Annotated in this window: 23 protein-coding genes; 14 read left to right on the top strand and 9 right to left on the bottom strand. The window is 64.6% G+C overall.

The window, feature by feature from the left end; all coding sequences use genetic code 11:
* Positions 1 to 44: 44 nt before the first annotated feature.
* The 3 genes from Q8O96_RS18985 to Q8O96_RS18975 all read right to left on the bottom strand — a co-directional run bounded on the left by Q8O96_RS18985 (position 45) and on the right by Q8O96_RS18975 (position 2,655).
* Positions 45 to 860 carry an energy transducer TonB gene (locus Q8O96_RS18985; RefSeq protein ID WP_305949231.1) on the bottom strand — a complete coding sequence of 272 codons (816 nt, stop codon included), beginning with the start codon at positions 858 to 860 and terminating at the stop codon, positions 45 to 47.
* A gap of 419 nt (positions 861 to 1,279) precedes the next feature.
* Positions 1,280 to 1,603, bottom strand: a complete 324-nt coding sequence (locus Q8O96_RS18980; protein ID WP_016963092.1) for a hypothetical protein — start codon at positions 1,601 to 1,603, stop codon at positions 1,280 to 1,282.
* A 179-nt stretch (positions 1,604 to 1,782) separates the two neighbouring features.
* Positions 1,783 to 2,655 carry a LysR substrate-binding domain-containing protein gene (locus Q8O96_RS18975; protein WP_305949230.1) on the bottom strand — a complete coding sequence of 291 codons (873 nt, stop codon included), beginning with the start codon at positions 2,653 to 2,655 and terminating at the stop codon, positions 1,783 to 1,785.
* A gap of 108 nt (positions 2,656 to 2,763) precedes the next feature.
* Between Q8O96_RS18975 and Q8O96_RS18970 the strand changes: the two genes are divergently transcribed.
* From Q8O96_RS18970 to Q8O96_RS18955, 4 genes are all read left to right on the top strand, one after another.
* The gene (locus Q8O96_RS18970) at positions 2,764 to 3,426 is read left to right on the top strand and encodes an ankyrin repeat domain-containing protein (protein WP_305949229.1); all 663 of its coding nucleotides are present in this window, start codon (positions 2,764 to 2,766) and stop codon (positions 3,424 to 3,426) included.
* 28 nt (positions 3,427 to 3,454) lie between these two features.
* Positions 3,455 to 3,916, top strand: coding sequence for a nucleoside deaminase (locus tag Q8O96_RS18965; RefSeq protein ID WP_207166888.1), 462 nt, complete (start codon positions 3,455 to 3,457; stop codon positions 3,914 to 3,916).
* Positions 3,903 to 5,108, top strand: coding sequence for a CynX/NimT family MFS transporter (locus tag Q8O96_RS18960; protein ID WP_305949228.1), 1,206 nt, complete (start codon positions 3,903 to 3,905; stop codon positions 5,106 to 5,108). Before Q8O96_RS18965 ends, Q8O96_RS18960 begins: the two co-directional genes overlap by 14 nt.
* A 151-nt stretch (positions 5,109 to 5,259) precedes the next feature.
* Positions 5,260 to 5,736, top strand: a complete 477-nt coding sequence (locus Q8O96_RS18955) for a DUF6392 family protein (RefSeq protein ID WP_115581357.1) — start codon at positions 5,260 to 5,262, stop codon at positions 5,734 to 5,736.
* A 221-nt stretch (positions 5,737 to 5,957) separates the two neighbouring features.
* Here the strand turns inward: Q8O96_RS18955 and Q8O96_RS18950 are convergent, their stop codons facing one another.
* Both Q8O96_RS18950 and Q8O96_RS18945 read right to left on the bottom strand, forming a co-directional pair.
* Entirely contained in the window at positions 5,958 to 7,154 is a 1,197-nt protein-coding gene (locus Q8O96_RS18950) for a type II toxin-antitoxin system HipA family toxin (RefSeq protein WP_305949227.1), read from the bottom strand.
* Positions 7,154 to 7,405, bottom strand: a complete 252-nt coding sequence (locus Q8O96_RS18945; RefSeq protein WP_016963101.1) for a helix-turn-helix transcriptional regulator — start codon at positions 7,403 to 7,405, stop codon at positions 7,154 to 7,156. Before Q8O96_RS18945 ends, Q8O96_RS18950 begins: the two co-directional genes overlap by 1 nt.
* Positions 7,406 to 7,708: 303 nt before the next feature.
* On the opposite strand from Q8O96_RS18945, the gene Q8O96_RS18940 reads away from it, so the two are divergent.
* The 5 genes from Q8O96_RS18940 to Q8O96_RS18920 all read left to right on the top strand — a co-directional run bounded on the left by Q8O96_RS18940 (position 7,709) and on the right by Q8O96_RS18920 (position 10,124).
* The gene (locus tag Q8O96_RS18940) at positions 7,709 to 8,287 is read left to right on the top strand and encodes a hypothetical protein (RefSeq protein ID WP_060842147.1); all 579 of its coding nucleotides are present in this window, start codon (positions 7,709 to 7,711) and stop codon (positions 8,285 to 8,287) included.
* A gap of 9 nt (positions 8,288 to 8,296) precedes the next feature.
* Positions 8,297 to 8,512, top strand: coding sequence for a helix-turn-helix transcriptional regulator (locus Q8O96_RS18935; protein ID WP_016963103.1), 216 nt, complete (start codon positions 8,297 to 8,299; stop codon positions 8,510 to 8,512).
* Positions 8,513 to 8,587: 75 nt separating this feature from the next.
* On the top strand, positions 8,588 to 9,253 hold the full coding sequence (locus Q8O96_RS18930) for a hypothetical protein (protein ID WP_102862607.1): 666 nt from the start codon (positions 8,588 to 8,590) through the stop codon (positions 9,251 to 9,253).
* 104 nt (positions 9,254 to 9,357) lie between these two features.
* Positions 9,358 to 9,786: an SMI1/KNR4 family protein gene (locus Q8O96_RS18925; RefSeq protein WP_205413454.1), complete on the top strand. Its 429-nt coding sequence runs from the start codon at positions 9,358 to 9,360 to the stop codon at positions 9,784 to 9,786.
* On the top strand, positions 9,783 to 10,124 hold the full coding sequence (locus tag Q8O96_RS18920) for a hypothetical protein (protein WP_205413453.1): 342 nt from the start codon (positions 9,783 to 9,785) through the stop codon (positions 10,122 to 10,124). The genes Q8O96_RS18925 and Q8O96_RS18920 overlap by 4 nt, the downstream gene beginning before the upstream one ends.
* 102 nt (positions 10,125 to 10,226) lie before the next feature.
* Here Q8O96_RS18920 and Q8O96_RS18915 read toward each other — a convergent pair whose 3' ends face one another.
* Entirely contained in the window at positions 10,227 to 11,576 is a 1,350-nt protein-coding gene (locus tag Q8O96_RS18915; RefSeq protein ID WP_102862605.1) for an aryl-sulfate sulfotransferase, read from the bottom strand.
* Positions 11,577 to 11,642: 66 nt separating this feature from the next.
* Positions 11,643 to 14,015 carry a TonB-dependent receptor gene (locus Q8O96_RS18910; protein WP_305949226.1) on the bottom strand — a complete coding sequence of 791 codons (2,373 nt, stop codon included), beginning with the start codon at positions 14,013 to 14,015 and terminating at the stop codon, positions 11,643 to 11,645.
* Positions 14,016 to 14,169: 154 nt separating this feature from the next.
* On the opposite strand from Q8O96_RS18910, the gene Q8O96_RS18905 reads away from it, so the two are divergent.
* Both Q8O96_RS18905 and Q8O96_RS18900 read left to right on the top strand, forming a co-directional pair.
* A complete protein-coding gene (locus Q8O96_RS18905) occupies positions 14,170 to 15,114 on the top strand; it encodes a LysR family transcriptional regulator (RefSeq protein WP_060842144.1) in 945 nt (314 codons plus the stop codon).
* 274 nt (positions 15,115 to 15,388) lie between these two features.
* Positions 15,389 to 17,005: an alkaline phosphatase family protein gene (locus Q8O96_RS18900; protein ID WP_305949225.1), complete on the top strand. Its 1,617-nt coding sequence runs from the start codon at positions 15,389 to 15,391 to the stop codon at positions 17,003 to 17,005.
* Positions 17,006 to 17,138: 133 nt separating this feature from the next.
* On the opposite strand, the gene Q8O96_RS18895 is transcribed toward Q8O96_RS18900, so the two are convergent.
* The gene (locus tag Q8O96_RS18895; RefSeq protein WP_060841860.1) at positions 17,139 to 18,044 is read right to left on the bottom strand and encodes a TauD/TfdA family dioxygenase; all 906 of its coding nucleotides are present in this window, start codon (positions 18,042 to 18,044) and stop codon (positions 17,139 to 17,141) included.
* A 183-nt stretch (positions 18,045 to 18,227) separates the two neighbouring features.
* Here Q8O96_RS18895 and Q8O96_RS18890 point away from each other — a divergent pair, with 183 nt between their 5' ends.
* Positions 18,228 to 19,148, top strand: a complete 921-nt coding sequence (locus Q8O96_RS18890; RefSeq protein ID WP_305949224.1) for a LysR family transcriptional regulator — start codon at positions 18,228 to 18,230, stop codon at positions 19,146 to 19,148.
* 374 nt (positions 19,149 to 19,522) lie between these two features.
* Here the strand turns inward: Q8O96_RS18890 and Q8O96_RS18885 are convergent, their stop codons facing one another.
* Positions 19,523 to 20,545 (bottom strand): ABC transporter substrate-binding protein, encoded by a 1,023-nt coding sequence (locus Q8O96_RS18885; protein WP_060836980.1) that lies wholly within the window; start codon positions 20,543 to 20,545, stop codon positions 19,523 to 19,525.
* 368 nt (positions 20,546 to 20,913) lie between these two features.
* On the opposite strand from Q8O96_RS18885, the gene Q8O96_RS18880 reads away from it, so the two are divergent.
* Positions 20,914 to 22,509, top strand: a complete 1,596-nt coding sequence (locus Q8O96_RS18880; protein ID WP_305949223.1) for an ABC transporter permease — start codon at positions 20,914 to 20,916, stop codon at positions 22,507 to 22,509.
* Complete coding sequence (locus Q8O96_RS18875; RefSeq protein ID WP_305949222.1) at positions 22,506 to 23,321, top strand: ABC transporter ATP-binding protein; 816 nt, start codon at positions 22,506 to 22,508, stop codon at positions 23,319 to 23,321. Before Q8O96_RS18880 ends, Q8O96_RS18875 begins: the two co-directional genes overlap by 4 nt.
* Positions 23,322 to 23,328 lie beyond the last annotated feature (7 nt).

Here is a 23,328-nt window from a genome sequence, read left to right as displayed (position 1 = left end):
TCTGTGTAAGCGTTTAGCGCGTGTTGGTTGATCGGCCTTGCGGCTCAATGAATCTTGAAGTCGATGGGGACGCTGACCCAGCCGTCCTGGGCCACGTCGCCCTGCTTGGCCGGAACGAAGCTCCAGCGCTTGACCGCAGCCAGGGCCGCATCGTCGAGCTGCTGGCGACCGCTGCTCTTCTGGATCTGGATCTCCCCCGGCTTGCCGCTGGCCAGCACATGCACCCGCAGCAGCACCGTACCTTCCCAGCCCCGGCGCTGCGCCAGAGACGGGTATTCCGGCGCCGGGTTCTTCAGGTACGCGGCGCTGGCTGAAGCCGGGGTCACGGGGGCCGGAGCCGGTGGCGCGGGCGCTGCCGGGGCGGCTACCGGCGCCGCAGGTTGCGGCGGCGCCGGGGTCTGCTGCACCGGCTTGGGCGCGGGTTTCGGCTCGGGCTTGGGCACCAGTTTAGGCTTGGGTTTAGGCACCGGCTTGGGCGGTGGCGGCTTGACCGCCAACTCGTCCTCCACCGGCGGTGGCGGCTCCACCACCGGTTGTACCGGCACAGGCACAGGTGGCTCCACCACGGGCGGCGCCGGGTGCGAGAATTCGATGGTCATGGGCGGGATTTCCGGCGGCACGATGGGCAGCACCGGGGTCGGTTTCTGGCTCAGCCAGTAGATCACTGCACCGTGCAATACCAGGGCCGCGACGCCCAGGAGAATCGCCTCACGACGCCGCAATACCCCCTTGGGCGTCCGTTGCAGACGCAGTTGGCCCAGCGGCGAGCGGTGGGGCCGGCCGAGGTCGACCAACTCGCCGCTCGGTGCCTGGCGCCTCAGCACCTCATGTGCACTGGCGGCGGTCTGGACATTGCCCATGGATTCACTCCCTACGATCTTTTGAAAAACCCGGCACCAGTGCTTGAACAACCCCCCACGCAACGGTGCCGCGGGGTCAATGATCAGTGCCCCGCTCTTATCTCTTAAAGTAATCTTTCAAGTTATAGATAGATTGAAACGGAATATTGAATTCACCCGGAACAGCTCAGGCCACGTGATTCAAGGGCTGTAGCCAAGAGGGAAAAACGCCATGCCTTGCAGGCATTGAAAATATTCCCGCAAAGCATCGAAACAGGCCTGTTAGTGCAGAGAAACAATAGAGCCCCATCGCACTCGAAACCAACTTCAGCACCCATGTACTTAATTAACTTTACCAGCGGACACGACAAAGCCGCTGAACCGGCACGCCACCTTATATAAGGCAGCGCGTATTCAGCGGCTGTTTATTATCGAGCTTGTTATTGCTTGACGAACTCACCGCTCAGGCCGACCACATCGCCGCTGAAGTTGCTGCGGGCACCGGAGGCGCGCAACCGGGAATAATTGTGATCGGGTGAGAACAGCGCCCAGGCCTGGTAACCGTAGCCATCGTTGTAGCCGGAAACATTGATGATGGTCGGCTGCCCGGTGCTGTTCTGGAAGTGGTAATGCCCGGCGACGCTGTACTTGACCCCAGCCTGGGTCAACTCACCGCTGAACGAACCGTTGGAGTCGTTGCCGTCGGTCACGACCAGACGGGCGTCAGCGTTGGAGTTTACATAGGTTCCATTGATGCTCGACATAATGCGGGTTTCCTTATGCAGTTGAATGTTTCGTCCAATGAAGCAAGTTCCTCCTGGAACTCACAAACCCAGCATGGTCGGCGTTTATAACTCTGTCCAAAACAAACTTGAGCAACAACTAATTAAATAGCTATAGCCTGCAATCGGCTCTCTATAAGTTATGACAGAAACAAGAACACTTATAACTTCCCGGTGGTTTCAACTTGCGGCTTGACACTGGCCACTGTTCGCAACTGCTCCTGTAATGCCTTGCCAGCCCGACTCAGGCCACTGCCGGCGTACAACGCCAGGCGCACGCCCTGGATATCCGGCAAACCGCTGGCGGCATCGAGAATCCGATGCCCCTTGCCCAGCACCCGCACCGGCAACAGGCTGATGCCCAGGCCCGCCGCCACTGCCGAACAGACGCTGGCCAGGCTGGCACTGGAATAGGCGATGCGCCACGGCCAGCCGCCGACTTCCAGGTGGTGAAGCATTTCCTGGCGATACAAACCTCCCACCGGGAACGCCACCAGCGGCAGCGGATCGCGGCCCAAGGCCGGCTGGCGCAGACTGTCGACCCAGCACAAAGGCTCGGGCCAGGAGTCCACGCAGTCATCGCTGTGGCCCATCTGCTTGACCAGCAACAGGTCGAACTCGCCACGGCGGAATTGGCGCAGCAATTCCGGTCCCAGACCACTGGTGACCTCCAGGCGCACCACCGGATAATCCAGGCCAAAGCGCGAGAGCATCGGCATCAGGCGCTCGGCGGCAAAGTCTTCCGGCACCCCCAGGCGCAGCACTTCCTCGCCGCGCTGGTTGATCAATACGTCGCTGGCCTCCTCATGCAGAGCCAGGATGCGCCGGGCATAGGCCAGCAGGCGCTCGCCCTCCACCGTGGCCACCACCCGGCGCTGATCGCGGTCAAGCAACTGGCAGCCCAGGCTTTCCTCCAGGCGCCGCACCTGCTGGCTCACGGTGGACTGGGTCAAGTGCAGGCGCTCGGCCGCGCGGGTGAAGTTCTGGCAGTCGGCAACCGCCACGAAACTGCGCAGCAACACGGGATCGAACATTGCTCATCACCATTCTGATAGCCACTGATTGGCATGATTATATTTAATTTCAGAATACCCAAGGGCTTCACCATACTCCCCGTTCACCAGCAGGAACGGGAGGTTCCCATGCCGCTCAAGCGGTCCTTCAAACGCGGCCTGATGGCCATAGGTCTGTTAACGGCGGGGGTGGTCATGGCCAACGACAACTCGCTGCTGGATGCAGTACGCAAGGGTCGGTTACAGCAGGTGCAGCAACTGATCCAGCAAGGCGCATCTCTCGACGAGCGTGGCCTGGACGGCAGCAGCCCGCTGCTGGTGGCCACCCGCGATAACCGTATCGACATCGCCCGCGCGCTGATCGAAGCCGGGGCCGACGTCAACCGCAAGAACCTGATCCAGGACAGCCCCTACCTGCTGGCCGGCGCCAGCGGCCACAACGAGATCCTCAAGCTGACCCTGGCCCACGGCGCCGACCTCAAGAGCACCAACCGCTACGGCGGTACTGCCCTGATCCCGGCCTGCGAGCGCGGCCACGTGGAAACCGTGCGCCTGCTGATCGAAGCCGGCGTCGACCTGAACCACGTCAACCACCTGGGCTGGACCTGCCTGATGGAAGCCATCGTGCTGTCCGACGGCGGGCCGGCGCACCAGCAGATCGTCGCCCAGCTGATTGCCGCCGGCGCCGACCTGAACCTGCCGGATCGTGCCGGCATCAGCCCGCTGCAACAGGCCGAGCGCCGTGGCCAGAGCGCCATTGCCAAGCTGCTGCGCGATGCCGGCGCGGCGTAACCCCTGCCCCCCTTTGAAGGAGCCCTCCATGCACGACGATCAGCACTACCTGCAACAGGCCATGGCACTGGCCCGACGCAATGTCGAACAGGGCGGCCGCCCGTTCGGCGCGCTGCTGGTGCGCAACGGCCGGGTGCTGGCCGAGGCGGTGAATGAAATCCACCTCAGCCAGGACCCCACCGCCCACGCCGAAATGCTCGCCATCCGCGCCGCCAGCCAGCAACTGGGCCCACGCCTGGACGACTGCGTGATCTACGCCAGCGGCCAGCCCTGCCCCATGTGCCTGGCCGCCATGTACCTGTGCGGCGTATCCCGCGCCGTGTTCGCTGCCAGCAATGAACAGGCGCAGCCGTTCGGCCTGTCCACCGCGGCCATCTACCAAGAGCTGAGCCAGCCCCTGGAAGCACAGCGCTTGCCGCTGCTGCACCTGCCCCAGGCGGCCATGACCGCCCTGTACCAGGATTGGCAGGCGCGCCATGCCGCGAACTGAATCGGCCTTCAAGACCTTCGCCGGCTGGGCGCTGCTGGTGTGCCTGGGCCTGAACTTGCGACCGATCCTCAGTTCGGTCAGCCCATTGCTCAACGAAATTCGCGGGGCCACCGGCATGAGCTTCCAGAGCAGCGCCTGGCTCACCAGCCTGCCGGTGATCTGCATGGGCCTGGTGGCCTTGCTCGGGGTACGGATCGAAGCCCGACTCGGCGAACGCCGCGGCGTGTCCCTGGGTTTAGTGCTGGTGCTACTGGCCTGCCTGGCGCGGCTGTTCTTCGACCAGGCCGCGGCCTTGCTCGCCACCGCCCTGCTCGGCGGCGCCGGCGTGGCCTTGATCCAGGCCCTGGTGCCGGCGCTGATCAAGCGCCAGTTTCAACAGCGCGTGGCGCTGGCCATGGGCGTCTACTCGGCCTCACTGATGGGCGGTGGCGGCATCGCCGCCCTGCTCAGCCCGCAGGTGGCCAGCCACTTCGCCCACTGGCAAATGGGGCTGGGCATCTGGGTGCTGCCGGCCATGGCCGCCCTGCTGCTGTGGCAGTGCCTGCCCCTGGGCGCCGGACGCCGCAACGGCCTCCCGGTGGCCAGGACCGGGCTCTGGAACAACCGCCGTGCCTGGCTGCTGGCGCTGTATTTCGGCCTGGTGAACTGCGGCTACATGAGCATGGTGGCGTGGCTGCCGGCCTACTACCTGCAGCTGGGTTGGAGCGCTACCCAGAGCGGCTCGCTGCTGGCCTTCATGACGATTTTCCAAGTCACCGCCGCCCTGCTGATGCCCGCCCTGGCCCAGCGCAGCAGCGACCGCCGCCCGCTACTGGGCATCAGCCTCGCGGCCCAGGCCGCAGGTTTTCTCGGGCTGGTGCTGTGGCCCTTGCAGAGCCCGCACCTGTGGGTGGCGCTGATCGGCTTCGGCCTCGGAGCGTGCTTTGCCCTGAGCCTGATCCTGACCCTGGATCACCGCCGCGATCCCCGGGAAGCCGGACAACTGGCGGCCTTTGTCCAGGGCGTGGGTTTTCTGCTCAACGCCATCTCACCCTGGCTCAGCGGCTGGCTGCGGCAAGTCACCGGCAGCTTTGCCAGCGCCTGGTGGGTGCTGATCGTCGGTGTCCTGGCGATGCTGCTGTTGACGCGAATCTTCAGCCCGGCCAGTTATCAGGCCAGGGCCCAGCTCGACACAGCGCCACAACCGGCCTGACAGCGGTCCTCAAACCAACCGCCTGCCAGCACAGCAGGCGGCTTTCTTTGTCTCACAACAGAACCATTCGTCTTTTCGACCGGCTAAGATCGGCCGCCGACGCCACCCGCGCCAACGAATCCCCCACTCAGCACAGGACAATGGAGAAGACATGGACGCTAAAACGATCAGCCGCTGGGTAAGCAACCTCGGGCTCAGCCATGCAGAACTGATCGCCCGGGGAGAGCGCATCGAGCGTCCGACGGGCAAGCTCTACGACGAATTCGAATGGCTGACCGTGGTCGTCGAGCCCGGCCTGATGCTGGACTTCTGGGAAGACAGCCTGGCCCTGGAAAAGGTCCTGATCGAACTCATGCCCCTTGAACAGGGGCGCTCGTTCTACAGCGGCGAACTGCCCGCCCCGTTCTCACGCAGCATGACCCACGCCGACATTCGCGAGCTGCTGGGCACGCCCCTGCGCTCGGGGGAACGCAGGCCATCAGCCGATGGGCAACGCATGCTCAACGCCTGGGAGAGCTACCGCCTGCCGGAGCACCTGCATCCCAGTGCTCGGGTTGGATTCGTCTATAGCGCCGACATGCAGATCAGAGTCCTGTCGTTTGACTTGCTGGAGCCAAAGCGCGACTGATTCGAGCGCACCGCGTGGCTCTTTAAGATTCGCGGCGATCAGCCAGGCGCCAGAGGAGCGGCGCGAGATCGCCAAGCAAGGCCCTGCGGTCCTTTTCGCAGCCTCGCAGGCTCGGCAGCGGCTACAGGGAACGTGGAGGACGACAGAGATAGGCCCGCCGGTAGGCTGCCGTCGGATTCTGATCTGCCTGCCCCCTTAGACACGATGGCCAAACGCGGGCACTAGCCAAAGGTTTTCATAAACGGCTCGGCACAGTGCCGGATCGCCGCGACGACATGCGGTGCCCGTTCGCCCCATTCGGCCGATCGGCTCAACACCCGCTCCAGTGCGTCCAACTGCCCACGAATGACCTCTTGCGGACGAGCCACATCACAGACCTTGGCGAACTCCAGCAACCCCTGCCGCGAAGCAAACAGGGACTTGTTGCCCAGCAGATCCAGGGCCAGCACGTCCTGCGGGATGTAGGCCGTGGTGTTGACGATGTCGTAGGCCGGCGCTAGCCGTGCATCGCGCTGGCCAGGATCGGAATACAACAACCCGAAGTTCTTCAGGTGGGCATCGCCATTCCCCACCATGCAGCTCAGGCTGACCATGGCAAACAACTGCGCCAGTGAACCCGGCACCTGCTCAGGCGGGCAGAACAGGCGAACGGCCTTGGCAATGGCCGAATAGCTCTTGCTGTATTTCTGCTCCGCACCCAGCCCCATCAACGCCGCCATGTCTTCAAACCCCAGGCAACCGAGCTGCTCGTCCCGGTCGAAGCGGCGCATGACGAACAGTTTGGCGTTATCGGAGAGGTAGAACTCGGGCACCGCCATCCCCGCCTCCCTGGCCACCGACATGCACAGGAATTCATTGATCGCCAACCCCGGAAACTCATCCCGGCCGCTCTTGATGATCAACTCTGAGGTGTTCGAGATAAAACGCTGCGACGCGGCGTCATGCCGCTCCGGCACCATCACCTTGGGCTGCACGCCAGATATCCCGGCACGCAGGATGTAGCGGTCCACCAGGTCGGCAAAAATGTCCTCGGCGCCATCCCACGCGAGGATTTCCTGCAGTTTTTCCCCAGGAAACTGCTGTCGCTGCAACAGCCCATCGACTTCGGGCGAGCTGACCGCGACCCGCCCGATCGGCGCGCTGCTGCCGGACAGCGCCAGCAGCAACATCGGGTCGACCTTCACCACCTTGGCCAGGCGGTTGCGCAGTTGCTCCAGCACATAGCCTTCGGGCAGGTTCATCTGAAAGATCGGGTGCAACTCCCGATAACGGTATTCATCCAGCCGCACGGGCATCAGCAGACTGATTGCCGCCTGCACCCGGGCATCATCGTGATAGCGAAACAGATAATCGCCAGCACCACGGTGGATTTTCCCGCTCTCACCGGCCGGGGTGGCTACCTGCAGCACCGTGGCCATCAGTCGAACACTCCCTGGATCTCGTCCAATGTGGGCATCGCGGCAGGCACCAGGGTGAATTCACAGTCCAGGGCTCCCAGCACCCGCGCATAGGCCGCCATGCCCACCGACAAGTCGCCCCGCTCGATGGCGATGACCTTCTGCCGGGTCACGCCGGCCAAGGCGGCCAGGCTGGCTTGGGTCAGGCCACGATGCAGGCGGCGCTGGCGAACCTGCTCGCCAAGGCGCGCGGTGATAAGAAGGTAGTCCATGTTCTGTATACGCAACAAAATTGATTGAATGTAACGTATACCTAACATGGCGAAAAATCAAAGGGACGCGGTGGGGCTCACACTCCGTGGCGGCGGGTGAAAGGCTTCGATAGTGGATATGTACTCCCTGACGGTCTCAAGCACAGGTTTTACGGCCGCTACGCGCCCGAGCGGGAGCAGGCTCCCTCGCCACAACATCATTCCAGGCGGCTAGACGAGAACAATCCTAGAGAAATAAATTATTGTAATTCGATAATTTTTTATCAATAATTCGCCACCCCCAAGTTTTGCAAGGAATGACGCATGAACCCCCAAATGAATGGCTCAGCCCAATACCGCTTGCGACGGGTCGGCCTGCTGGCCGCGATCCTGGCCTGGGTCATGGGTGTCGTCGAGGTCGGTGGCAATGCCGGAATGTGGATCTACAACAAGGACCAGGTCCTGGGCGCCCTGCTCAGCGTCTTCGCCGACCACTCGCCCCGCCTGCTGGAAGCCGATTTCAAGCTGTCGTCGGCAAGCTTCACCCTGCTGGTGATTCTCGACTTCCTGCCCCTGCTGCTGTCGAGCTTCGCCCTGTACCTGACCGGGGTGTTCTTCCTGCGCCTGTCGCGCGGCGAAACCTGGAGCGATCGCAACATCCGCATCCTCTGGCGCGTGGGCATGTTGTGGATCGTCGCCCCGGCGACTTTCCCGATGATGGAAACCCTGCAAGGCCTGGCCCTGTCCCTCGACCTGCCGCCCGGCCAGCGCATCCTGCAGATCTCCGCGGGCTTCTCGTCCTACGCGGCCTACGAGGTGGTCAAAGGAATCTTGCTCTGCTCGTTTTCCATTATCATGCGCGACGCCAAAGTCCTCAGTGATGAGCACAGTCACTACATATAGAACAATGAGATGACCATTATCGTTCGGCTTGACGTTGTCATGGCTAAAAACAAGATTCGCTCCAAAGAGTTGGCCGCCATCCTGGGCATTACCGAGGCGAATCTGTCGTTGCTGAAAAATGGCAAGGTCAAGGGGATGAAAATCGAGACCCTGGACAAACTCTGCGCTGCACTCGACTGCCAACCCGGCGACCTGCTGGAGTATCAGGCCAGCGAGCCTGCGTAATCCCCCGCGTTTGTTCAAACCGAGTCTCGATCGTTAAAGCCTTATCCATTCCTCACGTTGCACAATGGCTTATTCATGACTCGCTACCTGCTCTGCCCGCTGTTTCTGTTCGTCCTGCTTTTGACCGGCTGCGCCAACAAACTCGAAGTGGCCATCGACGCCACCCCGGCCCAAGACTATTACTTCGACCCCAAGGCTCCAGTGCTGGTGACCGTCAACAGCGCCAAGGACGCCCAGGGCCTCAAGGCCAGCTACTACCTGCGCGACATGGTCGCTGCCCTGCACGGCATGGGTTTCACCCAGGTGTATACCGAGTCGTCGTTGCCGAAAAACCACCCGCCGTTTCGCATGAACATTGCCCTGGACGTGGGCAGTAAAAAGACCAGCTACCGCTACACCGCCACCGACTACGGCCAGGTGCCCAGCAGCACTAAAACCACGTGCATGCCCGGCAAGAACCAACAGACCGTGTGCACCAGCACCCCAACGATGTCCTACCGTGCCATCGGCTCCTCGGAGCGCACCGGCTACACCACCCTGTCGACCTTCAATATCAAGGCCAAGGACGAGCAGAGCCGGCGCACCGTGTTCCTGCTACGGGCCTCGTCCTACAACGAGGATTGCCAGGACGCCAAGGTCGAGGATTTCCTGGTGCAGGAAAGCCTGGACAACCTGGATTTCAAAAACCGGGTGCAGCGCAAATACACCGTCACCCTGCCCGAAGGCCACAGCTGCAACTAAGCGCCTACCGCGCACCAAGCGACACGCTTACAATCGCCCCTCGCCGCCCGCCCGATCCCCCTCGCGCGGGCGCAGCCCCCTCAACGACAAGGCGCAGGTCGAACATGCCCCTGGACTGGACTGCCTGGGAAATCGAACCCGGATCGGCGGTGGACGAACAACTGATCGCCCAGGTGCAGCAACGCCTCGGCCTTGAGTTTCCGGCGCTGTACCTGGAGCTGGTGCAATACGCCGCGGCCGCCACCCCGGGGATCGGCACCTTCCCCTATGGCAACGACTACACCTGCATCAGCGAGTTCTTCGAGTTCGGCCTGAGCAACCAGCCCTGGACCCTGCTCTGGTACGCCAGCCCTGGCCGCGTGCCGGGACTGCCTGCAGGCTGCCTGGCGATTGCCCGGGATGCCGGCGGCCTGCTGATTTGCCTGGACTTCAACAGCCCGGGCGTGGCGGTGGAAATCTTCGATCCCGAGAGCGCCAGCCGCTACCCGGTGGCCGCCGACTTCAAGGCCTTTGTCGAGCTGTGGCAGCCATGAGCGCACCGCAGAAATGGATAGTGGTGCCCACTAGCAAGGCCGCCATGCAGCGCCTGGACCTGGACCAGTGCCTGCCGGGCGACCTGGAGGAACTGGCGCTGTCCCCGGAACAGTGGGCGCTGCTGTCCCGCAGCGACCTGCTACCGCGTTTGAACCGCGCCCTGGGCCCCCTGATCGACGACTACGAAGACGCCTCGATCCAGGGTCGGGCCGCCCTGACCACGGCGCTGTCGATCCTCACCCGGACCGCGACAGCGGAGGATGAACTTATCCACAGGCTCATCGCCCTGAATCGCCTGGCCCTGGAACGGGACACCGGCCTGTTCTTCTACTTCTGAGGCCCAGCCCAGAGCAACTCCCGCACCTCATTGGTGGCGAGGGAGCTTGCTCCCGCTAGGGCGCCAGCCCGACCCAAGCCGGGCCACGGCACGGCCTCCAGCTCAGATCCCCGCGCTGGCGCTGGCCGGTTTCAGCCCCGACTCCGGCACGCTCACCGCGGTTTCCGAACGCGGTGTGCCCTGGGGCACCCAGTCGTAGCTCACCGGCAAGGCGCGGTACACCCAGTTGCTGACGGCCTCGCTGCCCGGGGCCTTGCCCAGGTAGGGGCTGACGTATTCCCAGACGATCTCGCCGCCGGCGGTGACCTGGAAGAAGCGTCCGTTCATGCCCTCGTCGATCAGCGTGTTGCCGTTGGGCAAACGCCGTGCGCTGCTGATGAACGAGCTGTAGAAGGCCCAGCCCGGCTGCCGGGAACTGGCGGCGCTGTACTGCCAGACGATCTCGTTCCTGATCGGGTCGATCTCCAGCACCCGGGAACCGGCGATCAGCCCCAAAGGCACCGAAGGGTAGCCGGCCGTGCCCTGGTTGTCGAACACCAGCAGGTGCCCGGCGCCCGGTAAACCAGCGGGAATGATGTGGGCGTCATGCTGGCCGACGAACTGGTCCACCGGGCGCGGCACCTTGGCCGCGGTCTTCGGGTTGATCGGCGCCAGGTTCGGCCCCAGGCGCCAGACCACCTTGCCGCTGTGCTTGTCGAGGATGGCGATGAAGTTGGCGTTGCGTGAATCGATCAGCAGGTTGTCCGGGGCGAAGCGTTTATCGCCGCCGTCGAACCACTGGTTGGGGCCGACCACGCTGAGGTTGTTGATGTGCAGGTAGTCCGGGTTGTCGCTGCCGTACACCAGCTTCAATTGCGCCGGAGTAAAGCCGAATTCCTTGAGGTGCTCGGAGGCCAGCCACTGCCATTTGACCTGGCCGTCGGGGCTGACCTCATAGATCGCATCGTCGATCACCTGGGGCACCTTGAACCCCGCCACCTTGTGCACCTTGTTGGCCAGCACCAGGGTGTTGCCGTTGCCCAGGCGGCGCTGGTCGTGGTGCTGCTGGGCGGCGCCGCCCGGGGCCTGGTCGCCCCATTGCCAGAGCACCTTGCCGTTCCAGTCCAGCTCGCCGACGCTCTGGTTGCCCAGGCCATTGCCCGCCGAACCCAGGGGCCCGGGCTCCTTGTCCTTGAGCTGCAACAGCACCCGGCCGCGCTCGCCGTTCACCAGTTGCGGGTCGATGATGGCCGAGGGGAAACCGGCTTGCGGCCAGTGCTTCACCTCGTTGCCGTTCATGTCGATCAAGTGCGTCTGTTTGTCGGCGCCGCTGAAGATCACGTACTGGTTATAGGCCCTGGCCGGATCGTAGCGGGTCACTCCGGTGGGGTAGACGCTGGGGGCGGCCTGCACCGCCGAAGCCAGCAGGGTGGCGGCAATCAGCCAGGGCAAAACGCTTTTGACACGCAGCATGACGAGCACTCCTGTTCAGGTCGAAGGGCGCCGGCGGACCCGGCGCGAGATACGTGAAACCGGGTTTCAGAAGTCGTAGCGTCCGGTCACGCCCAGGGTTCGCGGGGTGCCCAGCAGGCCCTCGTAACCGCCGTTGCCGGCAGTCCAGAGGGTGGTGTAGTAGGTCTTGTCGAAGGCGTTCTTCAGCCACAGCGAGACGTCCCACTGGCCCTGTTCGTAGTTGCCGCGCAGGCCAGTGGAGAGGTTGACCACGGCGTAGCTGGGGATCTGCCCGTATTCGGAATCTTCCACGGTGCCCACGGCCTTGGAGCGGAAGGCGTAGCTGGCGGTGACGTACTCTTCCAGGCCGTTGTCCAGGTTCCACTTGTATTCGCCGTTGGCGTTGCCGATCCATTTCGAGGCGCCCACCACCTGGTGGCCGCTGAGGTCGCAGGAGGCCGGTGCTCCCGGGCGCAGGCTGACTTCCGGCGGGCACGGCGCATCCTTGTAGGACAGGTAGCGCACGTCGTTGTAGGAACCGTTGAGGTTCAGGGTCAGGCCGCGAATCGGCACCAGGGTGCTTTCCACCTCCACTCCGCGCGAGCGCACCGACCCGGCGTTGGTCAGGTACTGCACGCGGTTGGCATTGTCGTAGGCGTTGGTCTGGTAGCCGTTGACCTGGGTCCAGAACAGGTTGGCGTTGAGTTGCAGGCGGCGGTCCCACAGGGTGCTCTTGAACCCCAGCTCGGCGTTGTTGGCGCGCTCGGTGCCGATCAGCAGCGAGTCGGCCCCGGCGGTCGGCGCCGAGCCCACCGCCAGGTTGACCCCGCCGGACTTCTCGCCGTGGGACAGGGTGGCGTAGCCCAGCAGGTCATCGGTGAAGCGGTAGCTGAGGTTGAGCAGGCCCGAAGGGCTGGTGCTGTACTGGTTGAGGTCGCCCGAATCATAGGCTCCGGCGCGACCGCGACGGGCGTTGGCGGCGGCACCGGCCACCGCGGCGCCACCCAGCGGCGCGTTGCGGCTGACCCAGGCGCTTTTTTCCTCGTAGGTGCCGCGCAGCCCGGCGGTGAAATCCAGGCGCTCGGTCAGGTGCCAGGTGCCCTGGGCGAACAGGGCGAAACTGTTGGTCTGGATATGGCCGTTGCCGATGCTGGTGACGTTGCTCAGGGCCCCGGCCGGGGTGCCGTTCCAGATGTCCGCCTTGGGCCCGTAATAGGCGAAGGATTTGTTGTCCAGGTCGGAGCCGAAGTAGTAGGCGCCCAGCACGTAGTCGAAGAAGCCACCAGTGGGCGAGGCCAGGCGGAATTCCTGCGACCACTGCTTGTCCTCCACCGACACCCCGGCGTTGTAGCTGGCCGGCACGTTGAGGCCGTCGTCGTTGCGCGGGGTGAAGTTCCACCAGCGGTAGGAACTGACCGAGGTCAGGGTGAAATCGCTGGGCAGGGTCCAGTTGGCCTCAAGCGAAGTGCCGCCCTGGAACACCGTGACGTGCTGGTCGTTGTCCAGGTTGACCTTGCGGTGCGAACCGTTGACCAGGGTCGCCCCGGCCGCCGCCGCGCGGGACTCGTAGACGTTGGTGCCGTTGATGGTCGGCCCGGTGCTGTACAGCACCCGGGTGCCGGCGCTGGAGTCCTCTTCGTTGTAGTCGCCGATCCAGCGCAGGTTGAAGCTGTCGTTGGGCTTGTACAGCAGTTGCCCGCGAAAGCCCTGGCGCGATCCGCCATTGAGGTCATGGCCGTCGAATTCGTTCTTGATGTCGCCGTCGCTGCGGGTGCGGTAGGCGGAAAAACGCCCGGCCAGCTCATCGCTCAGCGGCCCGGATATCGTGCCCTTGGTCTGGAAGTAGCCGTCCTCGCCGAGGGAGGTTTCGATGCTGCGCTCCGGGGTGAAGCTCGGCGCCCGGGTGCTGATGTTGATCACCCCGGCGGTGGTGTTCTTGCCGAACAGGGTGCCCTGGGGACCGCGCAGCACTTCCAGCTGCTCGATGTCCATCAGGTCGAACACCGCCATCCCCGGCCTTCCCAGGTAGACGTTGTCGATGTACAGCCCGACGCTGCCTTCCAGGCCATCGCTGGCCGGGTTGTTGCCCAGGCCGCGGATCGACACGCTGGACTGACGCGCATGCATGTAGGCGACGTTGACGCTGGGCACCAGCTGCTGCAGATCCTGGATGCGATAGACCCGCTGGCTCTCCAGGGCCTGGCCGCTGACCACGCTCATGGGGGTGGGTACGCTCTGCGAGCTTTCCTCGCGGCGCCGGGCGGTCACGGTCACCGTTTGCAACTGGCCATCGTCGGCCTGGGTCTTGTTGGCGCTGCTCTTGGCCGACGCGGTGGCCGGCGCCGAGGCCTCTTCGGCCCAGGTCGGCGTCCAGCTCGCGCTGCCGGCCAGCAACAGCGCCAGGGGCAGGCGCTTGAGCCGCCGGGGCGAGAGGGGTGAAGCGAGGGACAACGGGCTCATGGGCGGCTCCTGGTCAGAAAATATACAGCCTCGTATATTCCTTAAAGTTATTTATTTATGTTTTTACAAAGATTTACTGCATAAGAGATTGCCTTTATAAGGAGTCGACCTAATGCATAGCCAATGCATTTCCCCGATATTTTTTATGTGAAAAATGCATATCGATCTGCGCCAGCTCCGTCACTTCATCGCCCTCGCCGAACAGCGCAGCTTTGTCGCGGCCGCGGCGGCGGTGAACCTCTCGCAATCGGCCTTCAGCCGCAGCATCCAGGCCCTGGAACACAGCGTCGGCTGCCAGTTGGTGGATCGCGGGCGCAAGGACCTGGCGCCGACCAAGCAGGGCCAGTTACTGCTGGAACATGCGCGTCGGCTGGTCAGCGGGGCCCAGCAGATGGCCAACGAAATCAGCCAGTTCAATGGCCTGGAGGCGGGAGAGTTGCGTTTCGGCTGCGGCCCGGCGCCGGCCTCGGGCTTGATCCCCCGGGCCATCGGCAGCTTTATCGGGCGCTACCCCAAGGCCCGGGTACAGTTTCAGGTGGATGACTGGCAAAGCCTGAGCAAGCGCCTGCTCAGCGAAGAGTTCGAATTTTTCGTGGCCGACACCCGCCACTTCGAGGCCGACCCGGATTACCTGACCCAGCGCCTGCGCCCGCGCAAATGGCATTTCTGCTGCCGCGCCGGGCATCCGTTGGCTCAGCGCGACAGCGTCAGCGCCAGTGAGCTGATGAGCTACCCGCTGGCGGTGACCATCCGCCCGCCGAACCTGCGCAAGGTGATTGTCGACCTCTGCGGCAAGCCGGACTTCACGCCCAACGTGGAATGCGAAAACAGCTACAGCCTGCTGGGCGTGGTCATGCGCTCGGACGCCATCGGCATCGTCGGCTCCTACAGCGACGCCTTGCACAACGCCAAGGGCGAACTGGTGTGCCTGAAGATCGACGGCCTGGCCGACGACCTGGAAGAGCTCTACACCCGCTACGGCATCGTCAGCCGCGCCGGATACCGCCTCTCGCCCCTGGCGGCGGCGATGATCGAAGAGATCAAGGCCATCGACGAACAGGACGAAGCGCTGCCGTCCCTCGACAACCTGGCCGTCTGAGCCCCTGACTGGCGTCCTGCCCCGACACTCGCCCCCTGCACTTGCACCCGTAGCCGCTGCCGAGCCTGCGAGGCTGCGAACGAGGACGCAGTCCTCGCCCCGGCCATCCACGGCAAATCCCCGGCGGCCGCTGCGCGGCCGGTCGCAGCCTGCGGCAGCGGCTACAAGGACCTGAGCGATGCACGCCCTGCATCGAAACTATTCGGCAAATGCGCTTGCCGGGAGGCCCCGCCGGAGGCGAAAAAACGCGCCTGTCTTCCCCTCGGTGAACCCCATGTCCAATACCCCTTCCCCCGTGCGCAACGTGCTCTACATCATGTGCGACCAGCTGCGCCGGGATTACCTCTCGTGCTACGGCCACCCGCACCTGCACACCCCGAACATCGACCGTCTGGCCGCCGCCGGGGTGCGCTTCAGCCGCGCCTACACCCAGGGCACCATCTGCGGCCCGTCGCGCATGTCGGCCTACACCGGGCGCTATGTCAGCAGCCATCAGGTGGCCTGGAACGCCGTGCCCCTGCCCCTGGAAGAGTTGACCCTGGGCGACTACCTGCGGCCCCACGGCATCCGCACCGCGCTGGTGGGCAAGACCCACGCCACGCCCAACCTCGACGCCTTGCAGCGCCTGGCCATCGACCCCGACAGCCCCCAGGCCGAGGCGCTCAACGAGGTCGGCTTCGAGCCCTACTTGCGCCACGACGGCATCTACCCCGACGACCCGATCTTCGACGACAAGCGCGATGCCGCGCCCTACACCCATTACCTGCGCAACCTCGGCTACGACGGGCTCAACCCCTGGCACGACTGGGCCAACGCCGGGGCCGGCGAGCAGGGGCAGATCCTCAGCGGCTGGAAGATGCGCAACGCGCACCTGCCGGCCCGGGTCGCCGAGGAACATTCGGAAACCGTCTACACCACCGACCGCGCCATCGACTTCATCAGCGAACAGGGCGAGCAACCCTGGTGCCTGCACCTGTCCTACATCAAGCCGCACTGGCCCTACATCGCCCCCGCGCCCTACCACGCCCTGTATGGCCCCGAGCAGGTCATCCCGGCGGTGCGCGCCGCGCCCGGGCAGCTCAGCGATCACCCGGTCTACGCCGCCTTCCGCCAGCATGAAGAGAGCCTGAACTTTTCCCGGGATGAAGTGCGCCTGAACGTGGTGCCGACCTACATGGGCCTGATCAAACAGGTGGACGACCAGCTCGGCCGGCTGTTGGATGTCCTGCAGAGCAATGGCCGCTGGGACGACACCCTGATCGTCTTCACCAGCGACCACGGCGACTTCCTCGGCGACCACTACCTGGGGGAAAAGGAGTTCCTGCTGGAGCCGGCGGTGGGCGTGCCGCTGATTGTCCGCGACCCGCGGGCGGCGGCGGACAGCCGCCGTGGCAGCGTGGATGAGCGCCTGGTGGAAACCATCGACGCCCTGCCAACCTTCCTCGACGCCCTGGGCCTGCCGGGGGCCGAACATCGCCTGGAAGGCCGCTCGCTGATCCCGCTGCTGCACGGCGCGACACCGGACTGGCGCCGCTACGCCATCAGCGAATACGACTACGCCTTCCAGGCCCCGGCCCGGGAGCGCCTGGGCCAGCCCATCGACCGTTGCCGCATGACCATGGTGCGCAGCGAACGCTGGAAGTACCTGGCCTACGACGGCTTTCGCCCACAGCTGTTCGACCTGCGCAACGACCCCCAGGAGCTGCATGACCTGGGGGCCGACCCGGCCTACGCCGCGGTGCGTGAAGAACACCTGGGGTATCTGCTGGAATGGCTGCGCGGCCTGAAACGCCGCACCACCATCAGCCATGAAGAGATCGACCTGCGGGGCCAGCGTTTTCGCTACGGCGAGCCGGAAAGCGAAAAGCTGGTGCAGATCGGCGTGTGGTAACCCCCAGCCGACTTGCCGGCGAAGAGGCCCTCAAGTATTGCAGCGCTCTCAGGGACGCCTTCGCTGGCAAGCCAGCTCCTACAATATGGGCAGGTGCATCGGGTAAATGCCCGTAGGGGCTTGAGGGGGCGGGTCAGAGGCCTTTGATGGTCTGGCTGCGCTGGCCATGCACGCCCACCGGAACGTCGCCCTTGAGGGTCACGCGGCGCACGATGCGGTCCTGGGTGCCGTAGTCGTCCACGGCGTAATGCTGGGTCGAGCGGTTGTCCCAGATCGCCACGTCACCGGCGCTCCAGCGCCAGCGCACGGTGTTTTCCAGGCGGGTCACGTGGCTTTGCAGCAGGTTGAACAGGTGCGCCGAATCGGCTTGGGAATAGCCCTTGATGCGCTTCACGAAATGCCCCAGCACCAGGCTCTTTTCGCCGCTCTCGGGATGCACGCGGACGATCGGGTGTTCCGTCTCGAATACGGTGGAGGTGAACACTTTACGGTAGCGCTCCAGCTTCTCCGCCGAGACATCGGGCTTGGCCCCGGCGTAGTCGTATTCGTTGCTGTGCACCGCCCAGAGTTTGTCCGCCAGCTCCCGCAGTTCCGCCGGGAGTTCGTTGTAGGCGGTGGCGGTGTTGGCCCACACCGTGTCGCCGCCTGCGGCCGGGGCCACCACCGAACGCAGGATCGAGGCTTTCGGGTAGGCGTCGACGAAGGTCACGTCGGTGTGCCAGGAGTTGGCCCGCTGACCCTCGGCGCCGTCCAGTTCCAACAGGTAGCGGGTGCCGTCGCGCACCGGCACGGTGGGGTGGGCCACCGGCTCGCCCAACAGGTGGGAGAAGGCTTCCTGGCTCTGGTCGTCGAGGTGGGTCTGGCCACGGAAGAAGATCACCTTGTACTGCACCAGCGCCTGCTGGATGGCGTCCACGGTGGCGGCGTCGAGGTCGCCGGACAGTTGCACGCCACGGATCTCGGCGCCGATGCGACCGGCCACCGGGTGGATCTCAAGGGCATCAACAGCGGGTTTAACGGCTAAGGCGGCATTGCTCATCAGGTACACCCTCATCGACTGCTTACGGTTGGAACCGCCGCGAAACAACGCTCTATCTATATTCAATTTGGATCTAATAGATAAGCACATGCTTCGTTGACGGAATAAGAGCTTGCATTTAAAACCTCATTCCTCACTCGTCGCAAATGCCTTCGAGCTATTTTTCGGATGCCGGGAAAGCATATGGATCTTCGCCAATTGCGTTACTTCATCGCCCTCAATGAACACCGCAGTTTTGTCCGTGCCGCCGACGCGATGGGCATCACCCAGCCGGCCTTCAGCCGCAGTATCCAGGGCCTGGAGCAGGAGTTCGGCTGCGTACTGGTGGACCGTGGCAACAAGGACCTGCGCCCCACCCCGGAAGGCCAGGTGGTGCTGCAGCACGCCTTGAGCCTGGTGCAGGGCGCGGCCTTGCTCAGCAGCGAAGTGACCCAGATGACCAAGCTCGATGCCGGCGAGGTGCGCTTCGGCTGCGGTCCGGCGCCGGCGGTGAAGCTGGTGCCCGACGCGGTGGCGCAGTTCAGCAGCGCCCACCCCAAGGTGCGCACCTGCTTTGCCGTGGATAACTGGGAGAAACTCAGCCGCAGCCTGAACCGCGAAGAGATCGAGTTCTTCATCGCCGACATCCGCCATTTCGAAGCCGATCCGAACTACCAGACCCAGGCGCTGACGCCCAAGCGCGGGGTGTTCTTCTGCCGCCCCGGGCACCCGCTGTTGGCCAAGGAAAGCCTGTCCACCAACGACATGTTCGACTACCCCCTGGCCACCACCCTGATCCCTCCGGGGATTCGCAAGCTTTTGGCCAACCTCAGCGGACGCATCGACTTTTCACCGACCATCGAGACTGAACACTTTCCAGCGCTGGTGAAGATCGTCCGCCAGTCCAATGCCATTGGCGTGGGCACCGCCGAGGCCTTCGCCGAAGACATCGAGCAGGGGTCGCTGGTGCTGCTGCACTGGCGCAACCTGCCGCAGAACATCGAAAGCCTGAATGCCCGCTGCGGCATCGTCAGCCGCAGCGGTTTTCGCCTGTCGCCAGCGGCGCGCAAGTTGATCGAAGTGCTGGTGGCGGTCGACCAGCAAACCCACAGCATCGCCGTCTAACCCTGTAGCCGCTGCCGCAGGCTGCGAACGACGACGCAGTCGGCGCAAGACGGCACCCGGTTCTTCCAGATAAACCGCGTTGCCGGCCACAGCGGCCCCCACGGTGCCGAACGCAGCCTTGTAGCCGCTGCCGCAGGCTGCGAACGACGACGCAGTCGGCGCAAGACGGCACCCGGTTCTTCCAGATAAACCGCGTCGCCGGCCCCAGCGGCCCCCACGATGCCGAACGCAGCCTTGTAGCCGCTGCCGCAGGCTGCGAACGACGACGCAGTCGGCGCAAGAGGCACCCGGTTCTTCCAGATAAACCGCGTTGCCGGCCACAGCGGCCCCTGCGGTGCCGGGCGCAGCCTGCGGCAGCGGCTACAGGGAGGAGGTTACAGGCCGGCGGCGGCGAGTTGCGGGGCAACCCAGGCCTCCACCTTGAACGGCTTGCGGATCAACCTTTCCTTGGCCGCCAGGTCCACCGAGTCCTGCAATTTGCCGAGGAACACCGGGTCCAGGGTCGAGGGGAAGATTTCACTCAGGCGCTGGTCCTTGAGGTCTTCCTGCAAGATCACCGGCGGGTAGCTGGCCAGGCCCGACACCAGCTGGATATAGGCGTCCTTGTTGCTGTCCTGGGTCAGCCACTCTACGGCCTGCTGCTGGGCCTTGAGCAGTTTTTCCACGGCCTCGGGGTGCTCGTCGACAAACTTGCCGGCGCCCACCAGCACGCTCTGCACGCTGCCGGCGCCGCCCAGGTCCTTGGTGCTCAGGGGCAGTTCGGCCAGCCCCTTGCTGCGCAGGGCCGAGAGCCCGGTGCTGCCCCAGGAGGCGTCGATCTGCTTGGCCGCCAGGGCCGCCACCGCCGCGTTGAAGTCGAGGTTGACCACTTTCAGGTCCTTCTCGCTCAGGCCCCGGCTGGCCAGGGCCGCGTCGAACGACAGCTGGGTGGCGGTGCCCCGGAACACCGCCACGCGCTTGCCCTTGAGGTCTTCCAGGGTCTTGATCCCCGAGCCCGGCACCACCCCCAGGTAATGCTTGACCCCACGGGCCGAGGCGCTGAGCAAGCGCGTATCCAGGCCGTTGGACTTGCCGATGATGGCCGCCAGGTCGCCGAGATAGGCCAGGTCCACCTGGCCGTTGGCGAAGGCTTCGTTGATCACCGGCCCGGCGCCCTTGAAGAAATTCCACTGGATCTGGATGCCCTGGTCGGCAAAAGCCTTTTCGAAGATCTGTTGCTGACGCAGCACGTCCACCACCCCGCCGCCACTGTGCTGGGTGCCGGCGCTGAGGTCGGGCACGGCGATGCGGATTTCCTTGAGCTCGGCGGCCTGGGCCAGCAGCGGCAGGCAACCCAGCAGTCCCGCCAGGGCCGGCGCGGCGAACAGGCTGATGACGCGTTTGAAGGGAAGGTTCATGGGTGCGGCTCCTGATGGCAAAGGCTGTGAGGAGCAGAAGGTAGGCACGGAATCGATCAACCTTTAAATACTATAAATTCACATTTTAATAACTCATTCGAATAAATCAGGACCCACGGGCATCCCCGGGAACATGCATGAAATGCATGAAAAATATTCTTCAAATGCATTGGATGCGTGTCGGCCAGAAGCCTTAAATGGCCTTTCTTATCTCTTAATAGAATCGATAAGAACCTTAATAGACCACAAATGCATAACAGCTAGGAGCCGGCTTGCCGGCGAAGAGGCCCGCCAGCCCTTATTCGCTGACAAGCCAGCGCCTACGGCATCGACCCACGCCATGCAGCACCCGACGACGGAGGTCATCCATGGCCCGTGTTTCCCTGCTCAGCCTGCCCCTGGCGGCACCGTCCACCGGACGCCCGGGCTGGCCCGCAATCCATCAGCGCCTGCTGCCCTGGCTGCTGCCCCTGAGCCTGTTCGTCCTGTGGTGGCTGGCCAGCCGCAACCTGTGGATGAGCGAACAGATCCTGCCGGCCCCGGCCCTGGTCTGGAGCAGCGCCCTGGAGCTGGGCCGCGGCGAGCTGTGGAGCCACCTGGCGATCAGCCTGCAACGGCTGTTCTGGGGCTTGCTGGCCGGCATCGCCGCCGGTGCCCTGCTGGGGGGCGCCCTGGGCTTTAGCCGGCGCCTGGAGCGTCTGGTGTACCCCACCTTCGGCGCCCTGGCGCAGATTCCGACCCTGGCCTGGATTCCCCTGTTCATGGTGTTTTTCGGCATCGGCGAAGTGCTCAAGCTGGTGGTGCTGGTCAAGGCCGTGGTGGTGCCGGTGACCTTGCATACGCTGGTGGGCGTGCGCGACGCCCAGCCCAGACTGCGGGAGGCCGCCACGGTGCTGCGCCTACCCCCAGCCTTGCTGATCCGCCGCCTGGTGCTGCCCGCCGCGCTGCCGGCCTTCATGGCCGGGGTACGCCTGGCCCTGGCCACCGGCTGGACTTCGTTGCTGGCGGTGGAGCTGCTGGCCTCCAGCGAAGGCATCGGTTACCTGATGGTCTGGGCGCGGCAACTGTTCATGCTGGATATCGTCTTCGTCTGCATCCTGGTGATCGGCGTGCTGGGGGTGTGCATGGACCGCGGCATCGGCTGGCTGGATCGCACCCTGGTGCACTGGCCGCACCCGGCCACCGCCGCTCTGCGCCGCGGTCCGCGCTACCAGGGCTGGCAGCGCCTGCAACCCTGGCTGCTGCCCCTGGCTTTGCTGACCCTGTGGCAAGTGGCGAGCGCAGGGCAATGGGTGGACGCCAATATTCTGGTGAGCCCGCTGATGGTGCTGGGCACCACCGTCGACGGCCTGCGGGACGGCAGCTTGCTCGGGGGCATGGGGCTGAGCCTGGGACGCGCCCTGGGCGGCCTGGCCCTGGGCGGCGGGCTGGGCCTGGTCCTGGGCTTGCTGCTGGGGCTGTCGCGCCTCGCTGAACGGCTGCTGGGACCGACCCTGGCCGCCATCCGCCAGATCGCCATTTTCGCCTGGGTGCCGCTGCTCACCGCCTGGTTCGGCCTGGGGGAACTGGCCAAGTGGGTGTTCGTCGCCCTGGCCGCCTTCTTCCCATTGTTCATCGCCACCCAGCGCAGCGTTGCCCAGCTGTCACCGCAACTGGCGGAGGCCGCCCAGGTACTGCGCCTGAACCTCTGGCAACGCCTGCGCCGGCTGGTGCTACCCGGCGCGGCGCCGGGGATTTTCGCCGGCCTGCGCATCAGCCTGATCTACGCCTGGATGGGCACCATCGGCGCGGAATATTTCATGCCGTCCAATGGCGGCATCGGCAGCCAGATGATCAGCGCCCAGCAACTGCTGCGCATGGACCTGATCATGGCCGGCATGCTCCTGGTGGGCCTGACCGGGGCCCTGCTCAACCTGCTGGGCCAACAACTCGAAACCCGCGCCACCCGCTGGAGACACGCATGAACGCACCCCTGGTCAGTTTCAATCACGTGGGCAAGAGCTTCGCCGTCGCCGGTGGCGAGGTGGAGGCGATCCGCGAATTCAACCTGGACATCGCCGAGGGCGAGTTCGTCGCCATCGTCGGTTCCAGCGGCTGCGGCAAGTCCACCCTGCTGCGCCTGCTGATCGGCCTGGACACCGAGTTTCGCGGCGAGATCCGGGTCGACGGCCAAACCGTCAGCGGTATCGGCAGTGAACGCGGCATTGTGTTCCAGGAGCACCGCCTGTTTCCCTGGCTGACCGTGGCCGAGAACATCGGCCTGGGCCTGGTCAACGAACCCTTGAGCGCCGCCGAGCGCCAGCGGCGGATCGACGATTTCATCGAGTTGGTAGGGCTCAAGGACTTCACCCGGGCCTATCCCCATCAGCTCTCTGGCGGCATGGCGCAGCGGGTGGCCATTGCCCGTGGGCTGGTGGCCAGCCCGCGCATCCTGCTGCTGGACGAGCCCTTCGGCGCCCTCGATGCCCTGACCCGCCAGCAGATGCAGGACGAACTGCTGGCGATCCGCGAGCGGGCCAGGATCACCACGGTGCTGGTGACCCACGATGTCGAGGAAGCGATCTTCCTCGCCGACCGGGTGGTGGTAATGGAGCCGCGTCCGGGCCGCATCAAGCGCGTGGTCGAGGTGGCCCTGGCGCACCCGCGCCAGCGCAGCGCTTTCGACTTCCACCAACTGCGCGAAGAACTGCTCCACGAACTCACCCGCGATGATCACTACCAGGCACCGCAGCCGGTGCAGATCCGCGACCTGCCCTTGACCTTCATTGCTTGCTGAACAGGAG

Source organism: Pseudomonas sp. LPH60, from assembly GCF_030718165.1.
GTDB classification, from domain to species: Bacteria; Pseudomonadota; Gammaproteobacteria; order Pseudomonadales; family Pseudomonadaceae; genus Aquipseudomonas; species Aquipseudomonas danubii.
This window is presented reverse-complemented; position numbering and strand designations above follow the sequence as displayed.